This is a genomic window from Aliikangiella marina (assembly GCF_007004765.1).
Taxonomy (GTDB): domain Bacteria; phylum Pseudomonadota; class Gammaproteobacteria; order Enterobacterales; family Kangiellaceae; genus Aliikangiella; species Aliikangiella marina.
Genome location: NZ_VIKR01000001.1, coordinates 1,522,364 through 1,539,284, shown reverse-complemented (window position 1 = coordinate 1,539,284; position 16,921 = coordinate 1,522,364). Strand labels below are relative to the sequence as shown.

The window sequence follows — 16,921 nt, the reverse complement described above, 5'->3', positions numbered from 1 at the left end:
TTAACAGACGGTATTAAGTAAAATTTTCGAATAACAAAGATTTTCACAAGAGTTGTCAAATAGGCTGTGAGTTAACTTTAATTGAGCGTAATCCATTTATCATTGACGAAACATTCGAGCGGTCGATAATCACCTTTATAAGACATTTTTTGGCTCTCTTTAATCCAATAGCCCAAATAGACATAAGGTAAGTTACGCTTGGCAGCGATATCAATCAACTTGAGTATCGCCAACTTTCCAAGACTAAACTTTTCATAGTCTGGATCAAAGTAAGTGTATACAGCGGATAAGCCATCACTCACCACGTCGTAAACACAAGTGGCAACCAGTTTTTGAGTACTGATATCCCAAAAGTTTAGGTAATTACATTCAAGCCAGTCGCATAGCAGAAAATCTTGATACTGATGGGTTGAAGTAGGATACATATCTCCATCTCTGTGACGAGTCGATATATACTTATCAAATAGCTGGAAGTGTTGCTGGTTAAAATGAGCCGGCTCTGTTTTGGTCGTAAAATGACTGAGCTTTTTATAGACCCGTTTCTGGCTGCGAGTCATCTTAAATTGGTCAGTAGGAATTCTCACAGAAATACAAGCATTACAATTTTCACATTGCGGCCGGTAAATGTGTTCGCCACTGCGCCTGAAGCCTTTCTCTAGAAGCGCGGAATAGATAATGGTATTGGTCTGTACTTCTGGAGATAGGAAAATGGTTTTGGATTGTTGATCCTTTAAGTAAGGACAGTTATGGGGTGGTGTAATAAAAAAGCTGAGTGGTATCGGCTTAAATTGACTAGACATCACAGAGTCCCAATAGTTTTTTCCAATTCAAAGTTTTTGGCTCCCACATTATCTTACTGGGATTAAAAGACTGACCATTGCTTAACAGTTCGAGATAGACATCACGAGAGATAAGCGTTGAACCCAACTTATTTAAATGAGGGTTCTCAATTTGGCAATCAATAAGTTTAAAGCCGTGCGCTTTGAGGTAATAAATTAAGCACGTCAGCGCAATTTTTGACCCTTCTGAAATCCGACTAAACATCGATTCGCCGCAAAAGATTGAGCCAGTAGCCACGCCATAGATTCCACCAACTAGTTTTCCATCTTGCCAAACTTCAACAGAATGGGCGTGTCCGTGATGGTGCAAAGACGCGTAGGCGAGCAACATCTCATTGGTTATCCAGGTTCCATTATCATCGCTGCGAGGAGCTGCACACTCCTGTATCACTTGTTTAAAGTCTTTATTGAGGGTGACTGTTAAATCATTGTTTTTAAGTGCCTTTTTGACGCTTTTCCTGATCTTAAAATTATCCACGAAGAAAACCGCACGTGGATCGGGAGACCACCAAAGAATAGGCTCTCCGGGAGAATACCAGGGGAAAATTCCTTTTTGATAGGCTCGCATAAGCCGTTCCGATGATAAGTCGGCGCCGGCAGCAAGTAAGCCATTAGGCTCGACAAGAGCATCGTCAACATTTGGAAAAGGAGTGTCAGCGTTTAAGTATGGCAGCATACCTACAGCATAGCATTAAAAAAAAAGAGATACACGGATCGTGTACCTCTTATTCATTATCGAAATGATATTTGTTTAGTATGATATTTTAAATCAATCGAACTGCATTTCGGGTATCTCACCATTAACAATGAGCTTACCGGCTGTCTTTTGCTGAATTTCTTCGACTGACACGCCCGGCGCTCTTTCTAAAAGGTAAAAAGCGCCATCTTTTATTTCCATAACTGCCAGGTCGGTTACCACTTTTTTGATACAGTCGACACCGGTCAGAGGTAGTGTACATTTTTCGAGTAGTTTAGAGTTTCCTCGCTTATCGGCGTGTGTCATTGTGACGACGATATTTTGCGCGCCGGCAACAAGATCCATCGCGCCGCCCATGCCTTTAACCAACTTTCCAGGGATCATGTAAGAAGCGATGTTGCCAAGTTGATCAACTTCAAATGCACCAAGCACCGTTAAATCGACGTGTCCACCGCGAATCATCGCGAAGCTTTCCGCGGATGAAAAAATTGACGCGCCAGTGATCGCCGTTACCGTTTCCTTTCCTGCATTGATCATGTCAGCATCAACTTCGTCCTCAGTCGGGTACGGTCCCATACCTAAAAGACCATTTTCAGACTGAAGCATGACTTGCATACCTTCAGGGACATAATTTGCAACTAGGGTGGGTATACCTATCCCAAGGTTTACATAATAACCATCTTGTAACTCTTGCGCGACGCGCATTGCAATTTGTTCTCTAGATAATGCCATTTGCGCCTCCCTTAAGACTCTTCTTTTGCCAATGTCAGACGTTCGATTCGCTTTTCAAACGAGCCTTGTATAATTCGATTAACATAAATACCCGGCGTATGAATTTCAGTCGGTGGTATCTCACCAACCTCGACAATTTCTTCCACTTCTACAACGGTAACTTTCCCAGCGGTTGCTGCCATTGGGTTAAAATTCATCGCGGTATCGCGATAAACGAGGTTACCAATTTTATCTGCTTTCCATGCGCGAATGATGGCAAAGTCACCGGTGATAGACTCTTCTAAAATATAATTTCGGCCATTAAATTCTCTCACATCTTTACCTTCTGCCACTGGAGTACCAAACCCCGTTGCAGTATAAAAAGCGGGGATACCGGCGCCACCGGCACGCATTTTCTCGGCGAGAGTACCTTGTGGTGTTAATTCAACTTCTAGCTCGCCGGAAAGAAATTGTCGTTCGAACTCAGCATTCTCTCCGACATAAGATGAAATCATCTTTTTAATTTGTTTGTCCTGCAGCAGCAAGCCCAAACCAAAATCATCGACGCCGCAATTATTTGAAACAAAGGTCAGTTCCTTGGTCCCTTTCTTTTTGATTTCGGCAATTAAACCTTCGGGTATCCCACAAAGTCCAAATCCTCCAGCGATGACGGTCATTCCATCTTCTAATCCCGCCATGGCTTCATCGTAACTATTTACGACTTTATCAAAGCCGGCCATCGTGTACTCCTTTCAATTTATTAGGTTGTTCAAAAATATTTTGCACTTATTGTTTTTTGCTCTTGTTGTTTAGTGGCGTTTTGCCAGTATCGCTTTAGCGACCTTGGAGTTGTTGTCGCGTTTTAAAAATTGACTAATAAAATCGCCTGCATCAACTAACTTGTCTAAGTCCACCCCAGAACTTAGTCCGAGTCCATTAAGCATGTAAACAACATCCTCGGTCGCGACGTTTCCTGAAGCACCTTTCGCGTAGGGACATCCGCCTAACCCCGCAACCGACGCATCGATACTTCTTACACCGGTTTCTAATGCCGCATAAATATTTGCGAGCGCTTGACCATAGGTGTCGTGGAAATGAACCGCAACATTATTTATTGGGGCGACCTGTTGGACACCTTTTATGAGCTCAATTGTTCTTGCTGGTGTACCGACGCCTATAGTATCACCCAGAGAAATTTCGTAACTACCACTTTGGTACAACCTATCGGCCACATCGACAACTTTCTGGATCGAAACGTCACCTTCATAGGGGCAACCTAAAACACACGATACATAGCCCCGCACGCGAATACCAAGTGACTGGGCTTTTTCAAAAATGGGCGTAAAGCGGTCAATACTTTCTTCAATCGAACAATTGATATTTTTTTGAGAAAACGATTCTGACGCAGCAGCAAACACTGCGACTTCCTTCGCTCCGGCAGCAATGGCGTTATCAAAGCCTTTCAAGTTAGGTGTTAATACCGGAAACTTGACAGTGCTAGATTGTGGCAATGCTTCAACAATCTCTCGGTGATCCGCCATTTGTGGTACCCATTTAGGTGACACAAAACTAGTCGCTTCAATAGCATTCAAACCAGCATCAATTAAACGATTGATAAGCGCTAATTTTACATCTGTCGGAACGGGTGTTTTCTCATTTTGAAGACCATCTCTAACTCCAACTTCGATAATTTTAACGTGATCCAAGTGAGACATTATTCTTCCTCAAAACTAATCAACTCGGCACCTTCGTCAACCAAATCGCCGACATTAAATAGGACTTCTTTGATGGTTGTATCTTTGTGCGCTTTAATCGTGTGCTCCATTTTCATCGCTTCCATTACGATTAAAGCTTGACCTTCTTCTACCGAATCTCCATCAGCAACTAAAACTTGAATAACGGTACCAGGCATTGGGGCAGTGAGGTTTGCAGATGTCTCTTGACCTAAGTCGACTTGGCTAGAGTCTTTTACTTCGAAACTCCAGCTTGAAGCATTTCTAAATAACACTAGATGATTTTTTTCTTGGGCGAAACTGACGGTCGATTTGTGGCCGTCGAGTTCAAGAAAAAGTTTATTATCACTGATGTAGCCTTTGGTAAAAATTTCTTGATTGTTAATCTCAAACAAAAAGCCGTCATCTCTAAAATGCGCGGTAATTTCGTAGTGTCCCGAGCCGTACACTAAATCGATTTGGTGATAATTGTCTTCATTTAGACGCCATCCACTCTTATCGCTCCAGGGAGAAAACGGATCGACTGAATGGAGTTGTTGCTGATTGCCTGATTGATCGAGCATTACCTTGAGTGACGCTGCAGCTAAAATCGCATCATCCGCAGGTTGTTGCCCAAGAATTAATTCTTCGCCATGCTTGTCAAGAAAATGAGTGTCCAAATCTGCGCCGATAAAAGAATCGTTACTCGCAAGTTGGTGAAGAAATTCGATGTTTGTTGTCAATCCAGCAACATGAAAGTCTGCAAGTGCACCTCTCAGTCTCGCTAAGGCGGCGTTTCTATCGGTATCCCACACAATTAATTTCGCAATCATAGGATCGTAATAAACACTCACCTGATCGCCAGAAATTATGCCAGAATCAACACGAACATGCTGGTTAGTTGACGGTGTGCCCATGTAACTGATTAAACCCGTTGCCGGTAAGAAGTCATTATTGGGATCTTCTGCATAGATCCGAGCTTCGAAGGCATGGCCATTAATTGAAAGTTGAGCTTGCTGCTTGGGCAGGGGATTGCCATTTGCGACAACGATTTGCCATTCGACGAGATCAAGCCCAGTGATCATCTCTGTTACCGGATGTTCTACCTGAAGTCGGGTATTCATTTCCATAAAATAAAACGAGCCGTCTTCGTCGTATAAAAATTCAACAGTGCCTGCGCCTTGATATCCGATCGCTTTGGCTGCTTTTATCGCCACTTGACCCATTTGTTCGCGAGTTTCTTCAGTTAGACCTGGTGCGGGCGCTTCTTCAATTACTTTTTGATGTCGGCGTTGGACGCTACAATCACGTTCGAATAAATGTACAGCATTACCTAAGCTGTCGGCGAAAACTTGGATTTCAACATGACGTGGCTTAGTCAAATATTTTTCAATTAATACTTTGTCATCACCAAAAGACGACTTAGCTTCTCGCTTACATGAGTTGAGTGCGTCAATAAATTCCGCCGAACTCTCTACCACCCGCATGCCTTTCCCACCGCCACCAGCGGTTGCTTTAATGAGCAGAGGATAACCAATTTTATCCGCTTCAGCTTGTAGCAGGGATTCGGATTGTTCATCGCCGTGGTAACCCGAGACTAGTGGAACTTCTGCCTCATGCATAATGCGCTTAGCTTCACTTTTTGACCCCATAGCTTCGATTGCGCCTACCGGGGGACCGACGAAAATAATATTATTTTGCTGACAAGTGGCAGCGAACTCCGCATTCTCCGATAGAAAGCCGTAGCCAGGGTGAACCGCATTGGCGCCGGATTGTTTTGCGACTTGGAGAATTTTATCACTGCGAAGATAACTTTCTTGAGCGGGTGATGGGCCAATGTACCAAGCCTCATCGGCGAGTTTGACATGCTGGGCGTTTTTATCTGCATCCGAGTATACCGCGACACATTCGATGCCCATTCTCTGCGCGGTTCGAATAATTCGGCATGCAATCTCACCGCGGTTTGCGATGAGTAACTTACTGATTGAAATGTTTGTCATCAGAGTTCCTAGTTTTATTCTTTTTCAGATTGAGCATCAAGCCATTGCGCAGGGCGCTTTTCGAGAAATGCAGAAACACCTTCTTTACCTTCTTTGGAAGCCCTGGTATCGGCGATCCTCTGCGCCGTTTCCCTGATGAGTTCCTCGTTTATTGGTTTATTGTAAACGAACTCAACAAGCCGCTTTGCTTGGTACATTGCATTGGGGCCATTCGACAGCATTTTCTGGAGGTAATCATTTACCTCAGCATCGAACGATTCCACTCTAATGACTTTGTGGACGAGGCCGATATGTTTCGCTTCGCTCGCGTTAAAGCTTTCCGCGGTAGCAAAGTATCGTTTTGCATTTCTTTCGCCGATGGCTTTAACAACGTAAGGGCTAATCACCGCAGGGATTAACCCAAGTTTAACCTCTGACAAACAGAAGATTGCTCGCTCGCTCGCAAGTGCGATATCACAACAAGCCACCAGGCCAACACCGCCACCATAGGCGGCACCTTGTACTATGGCAACGGTGGTTTTGCTAAAGTCATGTAACGCTTGCATCAAACCAGCCAATTGCAGAGAGTCTTGGTAATTTTGCTCCCAGCTGTAATTGGCCATGCGCTTCATCCAATTGAGATCTGCACCAGCAGAAAAGCTTTTTCCCTCAGCTTTTAAGGCTAAAACCCTCACTTTGGGATCTTCGTCTAATCGCTGAATCACACGAGTGAGGTCGGCAATTAATTTATCATCAAATGCATTATGAACGTCTGGACGATTAAGAGTGAGACTGACCAGGCCGTTCGCCGATCTTTCTAAGACAATTGAGTTTTCAGACATTACTTTTTCCTTCAAGCGATTGAATTACATACGGAAAACGCCAAACTTGGTTTCTTCTGGCGGTGCGTTTAAAGTCGCAGAAAGTCCGAGACCTAAAACTTGCCGGGTATCGGCGGGGTCAATAATGCCGTCATCCCAAAGTCTCGCGCTTGCATAGTAGGGGTGACCTTGAGATTCGTATTGCGCTTGAATCGGCGCTTTGAATTTTTCTTGATCTTCTTCTGACCACTCAACGCCTTTGCGCTCAAAGTTATCTAGTTTAACTTGGGCGAGTACATTAGCAGCTTGTTCGCCGCCCATAACTGATATTCTCGCGTTCGGCCACATCCATAAAAATCTTGGGCTGTAAGCGCGTCCGCACATTCCGTAGTTACCAGCCCCAAAGCTTCCGCCAACGATAACCGTAAATTTGGGTACTTTGGCACAAGCCACTGCCGTTACCATCTTAGCTCCATTTTTGGCGATGCCTGAGTTTTCATATTTTCTACCCACCATAAACCCTGTGATATTTTGTAAAAACACCAATGGAATATTTCGCTGGCAACATAGCTCAATAAAGTGCGCGCCTTTTAAGGCTGACTCTGAAAATAAAATACCATTGTTGGCAACGATCCCAACCGGGTAGCCCCAAATTTTTGCAAATCCACAAATGAGGGTATTACCGTAAAGTGGTTTAAATTCATCAAATTCACTCGCGTCGACCACTCGAGCAATAATCTCACGAATATCGAATGGCTTTCGACTGTCGGTTGGAATAACGCCATAGATGTCTTCTTTGGGATAAAGCGGTTCAATAGGTTTTTGAATATTCCACGGCGCGAATTTTTGTTTATTTAAATGGGCAATCACATTGCGCGCTAAGCCGAGTGCGTGCTGGTCGTTGACTGCATAATGATCGGTTACGCCCGAGGTTTTACAATGGACATCTGCACCACCTAAATCTTCAGCGGTGACTTCCTCGCCGGTTGCCGCTTTTACTAATGGTGGCCCACCTAAAAATATGGTTCCTTGTTCTTTAACGATGATACTTTCATCAGCCATCGCGGGAACATAGGCGCCGCCAGCGGTGCAGCTCCCCATGACAACAGCTATTTGGGCAATCCCTTTGGAAGACATGTTCGCTTGGTTAAAGAAAATTCTTCCAAAGTGTTCTTTGTCGGGAAACACTTGGTCTTGCTGTGGCAAGTTAGCACCGCCAGAATCAACTAAATAAATACAGGGTAGGTGGTTTTGCTCTGCAATCTCTTGCGCTCTTAAGTGTTTTTTGACTGTCTCGGGAAAGTAGGTGCCGCCTTTAACCGTCGCATCGTTTGCAACGATGACACACTCTTGTCCATTGACTCGACCGATTCCTGTAATGATGCCTGCGGCCGGTACCTGATTGTCATACATATCATAGGCAGCAAACTGCGAAAGCTCTAAAAACGGCGAGCCAACATCAAGCAATTGTCTCACTCTTTCTCTTGGCAATAGCTTCCCTCGACTGAGATGTTTGTCTTGCCTTTCCTTACCGCCGCCCTGCGCAATGGCTTGCATTTTGTCGCGTAGATCATCGACAAGAGCCTGCATTTTTTCAGAGTTGGCGATAAACTCTTGGCTCTTGGGATTGAGTTGGCTTTTTATTGTTGGCATTTAAATGTCCATTTAAATTGAAAGCATTAAATTACTCAGTGAGTTTTACTGTTCGCTAATCACTGAGCGGCTAATAACGAGTTTTTGAACCTCATTGGTTCCTTCGTAAATCTGACAGACTCGTTGATCCCGATAGTAGCGTTCCACCGGAAAGTCATTGAGGTATCCATAACCACCAAATACTTGGATAGCATCGGAACACACTTTTTCAACTGTCTGTGAAGCGTATAACTTAGCCATTGACGCTTCTTTTAAACAAGGTTTACCCGCGTCTTTCAATTGCGCAGCACTTAGCACCAATTGCCTTGCAGCTTCAAGTTGAGTGGCCATATCTGCAATCATGAAACCAATCGCTTGGTGTTGATGGAGATGTTTTCCAAATGCCGTTCTCTCTTGCGCATAGACTTTTGCCGCATCAAGGGCCGCTCGTGCGATTCCAACACACTGGGCCGCGATACCGATCCGGCCACCTTCGAGGCCAGAAAGGGCAATTTTGTAGCCTTGACCTTCCTCACCCAGTAAATTTTCAGCAGGCACTTCGCAATCTTCAAAAATGATTTGTGCTGTGTCAGAGGCGTGTTGGCCGAGTTTATGCTCAACATTGGCAACTTGATACCCCGGGGTGCTGGTCGGTACCACGAATGCTGAGATACCTTTTTTACCTGCGCTAGGATCAGTCACAGCAAAAACAATTGCAGTATCGGCATTTTTACCCGATGTGATAAATTGTTTAACACCGTTGAGAATATATTTGTCACCTTGCTTGACCGCCTTTGTTCTCAAATCAGAAGCATCTGATCCTGCATGAGGTTCTGTCAAACAAAAAGCACCGAGATGTTCTCCAGCGGCAAGCGGTTTTAAAAATTTTTCTTTTTGTGCCTCATTTCCAAAGTTCAAAATCGGCATGCAGCCAACCGAGTTGGTGACACTAACAATTGTCGAACAGGCAGCGTCACCTGCGGCGATTTCTTCCAGTACCAGTGCTGCTGCGACATAGCCGATGTCACAACCATTATATTGTTCCGGTACTAACATTCCGTAAAACCCTAACTCGCCGAGTCCTTTCAGTGCCTCCGCAGGGAATGTTTTATTACGATCCCAGTCAGCAGAGAAGGGGGCGATTTTCTCTTGAACGTATTGACGCGCAGCGTCTTGAATCATCGTTTGTTCTTCGGTTAATAACATTGGGTCATTCTCTAAAACTATATTTTAAAAACACTATATTTTAAAAGTGCCGCCGAGTGACTCGGCGACTTTAATAGACTGATTAAACAAGCTCAATTGCCATTGCCGTAGCTTCACCACCGCCAATACAGATACCAGCAACGCCTTTCGACTTACCATATTTTTTCAATGCGGCGATTAAGGTCACCAGAATTCGCGTACCACTAGTACCAATTGGGTGGCCTAAAGCACACGCACCACCATGAACATTAACTTTCTCATGGTCGAGTCCAAGGTCCTTAATGGCCGCCATCGTCACGACAGCGAAAGCTTCATTGATTTCAAAGAGATCAACATCGTCGACTGACCAGTTAATTTTATCGAGAAGTGACTGGATTGCGGTAACCGGTGCAATCGTAAATTCAGCTGGCTTTCGCGCGTGAGTTGCATGACCCACTATTTTCGCCAGTGGTGTTAGGCCGCGTTTTTCGGCTTCTGATTGGCGCATTAAAACCATTGCGGCTGCACCGTCAGAGATCGAACTTGCGTTAGCAGCGGTTACTGTTCCGTCTTTCTTGAACGCTGGTCTCAGCGAAGGTATTTTTTCAGGACGACCTTTAAGCGGTTGCTCGTCATGCTCTATCGTTACCTCTCCCTTACGAGTTTTGATCGTGACCGGCACAACTTCTTCATCGAAAGAGCCGTTTTCGATCGCTGCTTTTGCGCGAGCAAGTGAGGTAATCGCATATTCATCTTGTTGCTCACGAGTAAACTGATATCGTTCCGCACAATCTTCCGCGTAGTTACCCATCGCAATACCTTCGTAAGCATCTTCTAATCCGTCAAAAGCCATGTGATCGAGCGCTTTTACATGTCCAAAACGGTAGCCTGAACGTGCATTGGGAAGCATGTGAGGCGCATTACTCATACTTTCCATACCACCCGCAACCATCACATCATTGGTCCCCGCAGTAATCAAGTCATGCGCGAGCATGACTGTTTTCATACCTGAGCCACAAACTTTATTTATCGTGGTACAACCGGTTGAAAGAGGGAGGTCTGCCGCGAGTGCTGCCTGTCTAGCCGGCGCTTGACCAAGTGCCGCGGGTAAAACACAACCCATTATGACTTCTTGTACGTCTTCGTTGGAAACGCCAGCTTTCTCAACTGCCGCCTTAATCGCTGCTGCGCCAAGGTCAGTTGTTTTCATTGCCGATAAATCTCCCATAAAGCCACCCATTGGGGTTCGGGCCATACCGACGATTACAATTGGATCTTGTGACATTATTAGCTCCTCACTGGGATTTAATCTATTGAATTTAATTATACTGCCTTTTGATACTCAGATTATGGCAGTGATATAAACTTAAACTAACCAGGTTGCTTTTAATAACGGACTTTAGTGCTATTAGGTCAGCCCGCTAATGCTGCAAACAACCTGAAATAACTTAGGCCGTTTCGTTGAACAGTTCTCGACCAATCAACATGCGTCTTACTTCAGACGTTCCAGCACCAATTTCATAGAGTTTCGCATCGCGCAGCAAACGACCTGTCGGGTACTCATTGATGTATCCGTTTCCACCCAAACATTGAATAGCATCAAGCGCCATCTGGGTGGCTTTTTCCGCCGCATAGAGAATCACCCCGGCAGCATCTTTTCGCGTCGTTTCGCCTCTATCACAGGCTTGAGCGACTGCGTAAACATAGGCTTTAGTTGCATTCATCGTGGTATACATATCTGCGATCTTGCCTTGCATCAGCTGGAATTCGCCGATGGCTTTACCAAACTGTTTTCTCTCATGAATGTAGGGTAAAACGACGTCCATGCAAGCCTGCATGATACCTGTTGAGCCGCCAGAAAGAACAACGCGTTCAAAATCTAATCCCGACATCAAAACCGCAACCCCGCGGTTAAGATCACCTAAGATGTTTTGCTTGGGAACTTTACAGTCTGTGAACACAAGCTCGCAGGTATTTGACCCACGCATGCCTAATTTATCGAGTTTTTGCGCTGTGGAAAAACCTTCAAAACCTTTCTCAATGATAAAAGCAGTAATGCCTTTAGAGCCGGCATTGAGGTCTGTTTTGGCGTAGACGATTAACACGTCAGCATCCGGACCGTTAGTAATCCACATTTTGTTGCCATTGAGCAAGAAATGATCGCCTTTGTCTTCGGCTTTTAAACGCATACTCACTACATCCGAGCCGGCGCCAGGTTCACTCATGGCCAAAGCGCCGATGTGCTCACCTGAGCATAATTTGGGGAGGTATTGACGTTTTTGTTCTTCACTGCCATTTTTTCTTAATTGGTTGAGGCAAAGGTTAGAATGCGCACCGTAACTTAAGCCAATGCTCGCTGAACAGCGACTAATTTCTTCCATAGCAACAACGTGCTCCAAGTAACCTAACCCTGAGCCACCATATTCCTCTTCAACAGTAAGGCCTAGGAGCCCCATTTCACCAAGTTTTGGCCACAAATCATTTGGAAACTCGTTTTCCTCATCGACTTTTGCTGCTATCGGAGCGATTTCCTTTTCAGCAAACGCTCGTACCGATTCACGAATCATATCGGCGGTGTCGCCGAGGTTAAAATTCAAACCTGAATACATTTTATGCCTCAATATTTTGATTAAGTTTTTGTTCCAATTGGTCAAGTTCAGTCAGCATAGTTTCGATATCTTGCTGCTGTTGATGGAGCGCGACGCGTCGTTCCGCTATTTTGCGGAGAAGATGCTCGGTTTGTTTTTCATCACCGGCGGTAGGGTCGTACATGTCTATAATTTCGCGGATTTCGGATAAAGAGAAGCCTATTCGTTTACCGCGCAATATAAGTTGCAGGCGAACACGATCGCCTTTGCTGTAGATTCGTTGGGAGCCGTTTCGCTTGGGCGTTATAAGTTTTTGATCTTCGTAGTGACGAATCGACCGAGGGGTAATTTCAAATTCTCGGGCCAAGTCGCTGATCGAATATGTTTGATTAGTGTCGCTCATAGGGGGAAATTATAGATTACCTTTACGTTAACGTAAACTTGCGCGAGCGTGATTTTTAAATGGTACGACCATTAAGCTTGAGTTAAAAACTACTTCAAAATAGTCCTTTATCTTATTGAATTTAAACAACTATATTCTGAAGGGGTTATTTTTCGATCGCTTGACAGTCTAGTTTTTTGAGAAAACATAGCCTGAGGTATAGGTTTGGTCTAGTTTTGTTGCAACCTTGGAAGTGTCCGAAAAGAAAAGGTAAGGTTTCTGTAATGTGTCTATCGACGTGTATAAATCGACAAAATTGGGAAGTTGTTTTCGCCAAAATATAAGGTCAAGGTGACACGCTCGCGAGCATCAAAAGTATGCTCCTGACTCATCGGAAATAGTCTTTGGCCGTCGGCAAATAGGGCGAGCAACTGGTTGGGTTTGAAGATTCTCTGCCCCGCTGATTGGTTAGTCAAGGTCACCGCGGCCCATCGTTCACCTTCAGGGTTACTCATAGTGATGACGTTTTCAATATGAAAATCACTTTTTGCCGGCTGAATTTTTTGGTCATTAGGAAAGCTGTACTCGCCAAAGGAAGGAATAGGGTGGTCGACCGTTAGCGCATTGTATGGCTCTTGTGCGTGCAGCGACGACTGAAAGAGACAGAGTGTGATTACAACAAAAAAAGCTCGAAGCATGGCAGTTACGAGTGTTGATTGACGATGGCTATAGTTATAAGTCCTCGTAACTGAACGCTGACTGAATTGACGCTAATCGATAAACATTGATTAATTGGTGAACCTTAGTCGATCTTTATCATCGTTAACAACTCGGAGATTAAGGCATATTGAGCTGTTTGATGTAGTTTATAACATTGTTAGAGAGTTTAGTGCCATTCACATCAGTGGTGTCGCCAAACGTCGCTTGGTAAAAAGCAGCTTGATTCAATACTATCTTAGAACCGCTTCTTGGATCAGTGTATTCGGCGATGATGACATCGGAACCGGCAAGGACAGTACCCGCACCACTGGTGAAATCCTCTGCTGGTGCTGTGACGATAATATTCCAGTTAGGGCTATTTTCAATCGAACTTTTGAGGGCGGCATCAAAAACTACGCTTTCCTTTACTGCTTGCTGACCAGCTTCAATATATTGCCAATTTTCAAAGGTGACATCAGTTACCAGAGGATGTGATTGGTCGACGATAGAACCAGAAGTAAAATCATTAAATGGTGCGTCTTCCGTATGCAATGCAAATTGTTGGTCACCAGTGAGAAAAGGCACGGGAGTTGCCTCAAAACTAAAGTCATTGATTTGTCCAAAGTAAATAGAGCCACCATCTTCTAAAAAACGGTCGAGGATATTAACGTTATCGATAAGCTCCTCGATTTGGTCAAACACAGTTGCGTCCAATCCCACAATTAAAAGATTATGATTGGCAGCGTCTAATTGTGAAACTTTACCCACGATTGAGTTATAGCGAATACCATGCGAAGTCAATAATTCTGTCATACGTTTTTTATCTTCAGGATCAAACAGAGCCACTTCAGGAATATCGCCATCATTCTGAAGCGGGTAGTTAGGTAATACAGCGCCTTTGACTATAACGCCATCAACTAAGTTTTCTGGTACAAAATCGACAGAACCAATCGTAAGACTGACTTTGATAAACCCACTCGCTAAAAATAAAAGTTTATATGTTCCTTGTGGCAGATCGGGAATAAGATAGTCACCTTGTGAGTCTGTTACTGTATCAGAAATGATTTTGCGACCAATATCATTGACGACAATTTCACGGTTGAACGGTAAGGTAACTATCTGCACACCCGCAAGCGGATTACCCATATCATCGGTGACTTTTCCTGTGATGTCGGCGATTTGCGTCGCGCCACTATTGCTGGAACCTTCATTAGTGATTTCAAAGGTCGTGTCTTTGCATCCGATAGAGAATATGAGTAAAACTGAAAATAAGATTGATGGGATAAATGGGATTTTCATATAAAACTCCTCACCTTAAATCATATTTCAAGGTGAATTGAAACTTTCTGCCTTCAATAGGTATGTCGTCGAGAAGTCCGATAGAACTCTCAATTTCATCTCTGCCGTCTTCGTCTAGCAGGTTTTTAACTGATAACTCAAATTGCCAATTAGAATTTGAATTATTTTGATACTGTAAATTTAAACCGACCAAAGTTTTAGCTTTTAATCTTTCACGATTGTCATTTCGCTCTCGTGTTGGAGAAGCGTAGTGCGCTAAAGTTACGCCCAGTTTTAAGTGGTTGTTAAGCTTTTGATTCGCAAAAAAGTTGAATCGATGTGGTGAATGGATATTGGCGCCTGCACCTTGGTCGACGCCAGTGGTATCCTGATAAGAGTAATTGACTGTCGCATAATCAAAGCTAAGGAATTTACCTTGCAATTCAAGTTCTATTCCTTGAGACTCTCTCTCGCCAGAGTTTTGCCATTGCTGAATGCCTGGCGTTGAGTTAAAGAATATCTCGTTTTCTGTTTCATTGCGATATAACGTCGCGGTTGAAATCAGGCTTTCTGAAAAGTTATATCCGATTTGCCACTCAAGCGTTTTTATTTCCGTGGGTAGGAGAGAGCTATTACCACGCACTCGGTTCGCGCTTAGCGTCGGAGTAGCGTCAAATAGCTGCGAGAATGCCGGTGCTTTGAATGCCTCGCCATAGAGAAATTTAGTATAAATTTTAGAATTGAATTGGTGTACGACTGCTAGCCGAGGATTAGTCGTATCACCAAAATCACTATAATCACCATAGCGTAGACCTGTTGTCACCGTGGTTTTATCTGATAGGTTCCATCTATCTTGAACGTAAATCGATTTTGAGTCTCGCTTCACGCCTTCGGGCATAAACTCGAATGTCATGTCTTGTGCTGGAAAGATTTCTGTTGGACCTCTACCCGCTAGCGAAACGTTAGCTACCTTTTCAACATCGTCAAGATGAGTGTCCTCAAATTCTAAGCCAAATAATAATTGATGGTCATCACTGGCATTCCATTCTAAATCAAAACTTAATCCTGTCGAATGCGTTTGATGAAAAAAGTTCTCGATGATGCCTGAAGGAAAATTTTCGTTGAGTCCATCTTGATCTTCGTCACCGCGATATTGTGGTGGTTGACTTTGCCCAAATAGTTTACTTTTGTTAAGTACATAAAATAGTTTAGAAGTTAAACTTACCTTCTTGAGTAGCTTGGACTCATATTGAAGCATAATGCTATCTTGAACTGAATCTTTGATAGTAGCGTTTTCCGCTGTGACAATGCCGAGGTGGCTAACCAGAGGGTTGGTAATAATTTGGCTGCGCACAAAACCTAAACGAAAATTCTCGATGTTGACATTGAAGTGCCCGTTAAATTTTTCTGTCGTTTCCTGCCTAAATGTCGGCGTCAAGGTTGGGTTTGCCAATGGCGGTAAAAAGGTCCCTAGCTCTGGACTAAATATTAAATCTTGCGCAATGAAAAGATCATCGCCTTCGTTGTCGAAATAATTAAAGCTTGCGGTTACATGTCCTTTTGCTTCGCTTAGTGACAATTGCTGCGAATAGTTAACGTTTAAAGACTTTTCAGCAAATGATCCCCCACTTAGTTGGGCACTGAGAGAATCGGACTCGTATTGCTTGGTGAACAACTGGATAACGCCCGACACTGCGTAGCTGCCATAGAGGGCAGAACCTGGACCTCTGACAACTTCTATCTTTTTGATATCGTCTAAAGGACGCTGGTAAAAATCAAAGCCCCCATCAAAGGCGTCGTTAACGGGAACGCCATCGATAAGAATCAATACGCCATCCTTTAAAGCGAGTCCCCGGACGACTAAAACTCTATCGGACTTTAGTTGCTGAATGGGAGAAATACCAGGAATCAGGCTTAACGCATCTGACAGTGTATCGAGACCTAAGTCCGTAATTTCTGCTTCAGTGATGACATTAATAATTGAAGGAGCATCAGAAATCGATTGAGTCGATTTAGACGCCGTAGAAACCTGTACTTTAAGCAAGTCCGCTAAAGATAAGTCTAATAACTCCGTCATTTTTTGAGTTTCTTGAGCGGAGAGTTTAGTGCTTATAAAAATTGCGAAAACCTTAAAAACTGCGAGTAAAGCCCATCGCACTTTATTTGGCCCCTTTTAAAAAGCTATTTTTTAATCATCAATTAGCAAATAATTAGTGTAAATATAGCCTAAAAACAAGGATATACAAGCTAGGGCTAGAATCTGTCACAAAAGGAATTTAGCCTTCTTTTTTATCTATCAACTGGCGATTAAAAATCGGCTGAAGAAAGGGATGTTGAGGGACGAGTCCGACTTGCCAGAGGCAAGTAGGACTCGTCGCCGTAAAATAGAAAGCCTGGC

The 16,921-nt window shown here is 43.8% G+C and carries 15 protein-coding genes; all 15 read right to left on the bottom strand.

Annotation, left to right across the window (positions count from 1 at the left end; genetic code table 11):
• Nucleotides 1-77: 77 nt before the first annotated feature.
• Nucleotides 78-800 (bottom strand): arginyltransferase, encoded by a 723-nt coding sequence (locus tag FLL45_RS06115; protein WP_142941088.1) that lies wholly within the window; start codon nucleotides 798-800, stop codon nucleotides 78-80.
• Nucleotides 793-1,515 (bottom strand): leucyl/phenylalanyl-tRNA--protein transferase, encoded by a 723-nt coding sequence (gene aat / locus FLL45_RS06110; protein ID WP_142941087.1) that lies wholly within the window; start codon nucleotides 1,513-1,515, stop codon nucleotides 793-795. Before aat ends, FLL45_RS06115 begins: the two co-directional genes overlap by 8 nt.
• A gap of 93 nt (nucleotides 1,516-1,608) precedes the next feature.
• Complete coding sequence (locus FLL45_RS06105) at nucleotides 1,609-2,268, bottom strand: CoA transferase subunit B (RefSeq protein ID WP_142941086.1); 660 nt, start codon at nucleotides 2,266-2,268, stop codon at nucleotides 1,609-1,611.
• Between the two features lie 11 nt (nucleotides 2,269-2,279).
• Nucleotides 2,280-2,987, bottom strand: coding sequence for a CoA transferase subunit A (locus FLL45_RS06100; RefSeq protein WP_142941085.1), 708 nt, complete (start codon nucleotides 2,985-2,987; stop codon nucleotides 2,280-2,282).
• Between the two features lie 69 nt (nucleotides 2,988-3,056).
• The gene (locus tag FLL45_RS06095; RefSeq protein WP_142941084.1) at nucleotides 3,057-3,962 is read right to left on the bottom strand and encodes a hydroxymethylglutaryl-CoA lyase; all 906 of its coding nucleotides are present in this window, start codon (nucleotides 3,960-3,962) and stop codon (nucleotides 3,057-3,059) included.
• Complete coding sequence (locus tag FLL45_RS06090) at nucleotides 3,962-5,959, bottom strand: acetyl/propionyl/methylcrotonyl-CoA carboxylase subunit alpha (protein WP_142941083.1); 1,998 nt, start codon at nucleotides 5,957-5,959, stop codon at nucleotides 3,962-3,964. The genes FLL45_RS06095 and FLL45_RS06090 overlap by 1 nt, the downstream gene beginning before the upstream one ends.
• Before the next feature lie 14 nt (nucleotides 5,960-5,973).
• Nucleotides 5,974-6,780, bottom strand: coding sequence for an enoyl-CoA hydratase/isomerase family protein (locus FLL45_RS06085; RefSeq protein ID WP_142941082.1), 807 nt, complete (start codon nucleotides 6,778-6,780; stop codon nucleotides 5,974-5,976).
• 24 nt (nucleotides 6,781-6,804) lie between these two features.
• Nucleotides 6,805-8,412, bottom strand: a complete 1,608-nt coding sequence (locus FLL45_RS06080) for a carboxyl transferase domain-containing protein (protein WP_142941081.1) — start codon at nucleotides 8,410-8,412, stop codon at nucleotides 6,805-6,807.
• 45 nt (nucleotides 8,413-8,457) lie between these two features.
• Entirely contained in the window at nucleotides 8,458-9,597 is a 1,140-nt protein-coding gene (locus FLL45_RS06075; protein WP_142941080.1) for an acyl-CoA dehydrogenase family protein, read from the bottom strand.
• An 82-nt stretch (nucleotides 9,598-9,679) separates the two neighbouring features.
• Entirely contained in the window at nucleotides 9,680-10,861 is a 1,182-nt protein-coding gene (locus FLL45_RS06070) for an acetyl-CoA C-acyltransferase (protein WP_142941079.1), read from the bottom strand.
• 163 nt (nucleotides 10,862-11,024) lie between these two features.
• The gene (locus FLL45_RS06065; RefSeq protein ID WP_142941078.1) at nucleotides 11,025-12,185 is read right to left on the bottom strand and encodes an isovaleryl-CoA dehydrogenase; all 1,161 of its coding nucleotides are present in this window, start codon (nucleotides 12,183-12,185) and stop codon (nucleotides 11,025-11,027) included.
• 1 nt (nucleotide 12,186) lies between these two features.
• A complete protein-coding gene (locus tag FLL45_RS06060) occupies nucleotides 12,187-12,567 on the bottom strand; it encodes a MerR family transcriptional regulator (RefSeq protein ID WP_142941077.1) in 381 nt (126 codons plus the stop codon).
• Nucleotides 12,568-12,836: 269 nt separating this feature from the next.
• Complete coding sequence (locus tag FLL45_RS06055; protein ID WP_142941076.1) at nucleotides 12,837-13,244, bottom strand: hypothetical protein; 408 nt, start codon at nucleotides 13,242-13,244, stop codon at nucleotides 12,837-12,839.
• A 139-nt stretch (nucleotides 13,245-13,383) separates the two neighbouring features.
• Nucleotides 13,384-14,544 carry a carboxypeptidase-like regulatory domain-containing protein gene (locus tag FLL45_RS06050; protein ID WP_142941075.1) on the bottom strand — a complete coding sequence of 387 codons (1,161 nt, stop codon included), beginning with the start codon at nucleotides 14,542-14,544 and terminating at the stop codon, nucleotides 13,384-13,386.
• A gap of 10 nt (nucleotides 14,545-14,554) precedes the next feature.
• On the bottom strand, nucleotides 14,555-16,600 hold the full coding sequence (locus FLL45_RS06045; RefSeq protein ID WP_142941074.1) for a TonB-dependent receptor plug domain-containing protein: 2,046 nt from the start codon (nucleotides 16,598-16,600) through the stop codon (nucleotides 14,555-14,557).
• Nucleotides 16,601-16,921: the final 321 nt, after the last annotated feature.

Excerpts from the sequence above, each read along its gene's own strand:
- FLL45_RS06115 (WP_142941088.1), bottom strand. The coding sequence starts at position 800 with ATGTCTAGTCAATTTAAGCCGATACCACTCAGCTTTTTTATTACACCA.
- aat (WP_142941087.1), bottom strand. The coding sequence starts at position 1,515 with ATGCTGCCATACTTAAACGCTGACACTCCTTTTCCAAATGTTGACGAT.
- FLL45_RS06105 (WP_142941086.1), bottom strand. The coding sequence starts at position 2,268 with ATGGCATTATCTAGAGAACAAATTGCAATGCGCGTCGCGCAAGAGTTA.
- FLL45_RS06100 (WP_142941085.1), bottom strand. The coding sequence starts at position 2,987 with ATGGCCGGCTTTGATAAAGTCGTAAATAGTTACGATGAAGCCATGGCG.
- FLL45_RS06095 (WP_142941084.1), bottom strand. The coding sequence starts at position 3,962 with ATGTCTCACTTGGATCACGTTAAAATTATCGAAGTTGGAGTTAGAGAT.
- FLL45_RS06090 (WP_142941083.1), bottom strand. The coding sequence starts at position 5,959 with ATGACAAACATTTCAATCAGTAAGTTACTCATCGCAAACCGCGGTGAG.
- FLL45_RS06085 (WP_142941082.1), bottom strand. The coding sequence starts at position 6,780 with ATGTCTGAAAACTCAATTGTCTTAGAAAGATCGGCGAACGGCCTGGTC.
- FLL45_RS06080 (WP_142941081.1), bottom strand. The coding sequence starts at position 8,412 with ATGCCAACAATAAAAAGCCAACTCAATCCCAAGAGCCAAGAGTTTATC.
- FLL45_RS06075 (WP_142941080.1), bottom strand. The coding sequence starts at position 9,597 with ATGTTATTAACCGAAGAACAAACGATGATTCAAGACGCTGCGCGTCAA.
- FLL45_RS06070 (WP_142941079.1), bottom strand. The coding sequence starts at position 10,861 with ATGTCACAAGATCCAATTGTAATCGTCGGTATGGCCCGAACCCCAATG.
- FLL45_RS06065 (WP_142941078.1), bottom strand. The coding sequence starts at position 12,185 with ATGTATTCAGGTTTGAATTTTAACCTCGGCGACACCGCCGATATGATT.
- FLL45_RS06060 (WP_142941077.1), bottom strand. The coding sequence starts at position 12,567 with ATGAGCGACACTAATCAAACATATTCGATCAGCGACTTGGCCCGAGAA.
- FLL45_RS06055 (WP_142941076.1), bottom strand. The coding sequence starts at position 13,244 with ATGCTTCGAGCTTTTTTTGTTGTAATCACACTCTGTCTCTTTCAGTCG.
- FLL45_RS06050 (WP_142941075.1), bottom strand. The coding sequence starts at position 14,544 with ATGAAAATCCCATTTATCCCATCAATCTTATTTTCAGTTTTACTCATA.
- FLL45_RS06045 (WP_142941074.1), bottom strand. The coding sequence starts at position 16,600 with ATGACGGAGTTATTAGACTTATCTTTAGCGGACTTGCTTAAAGTACAG.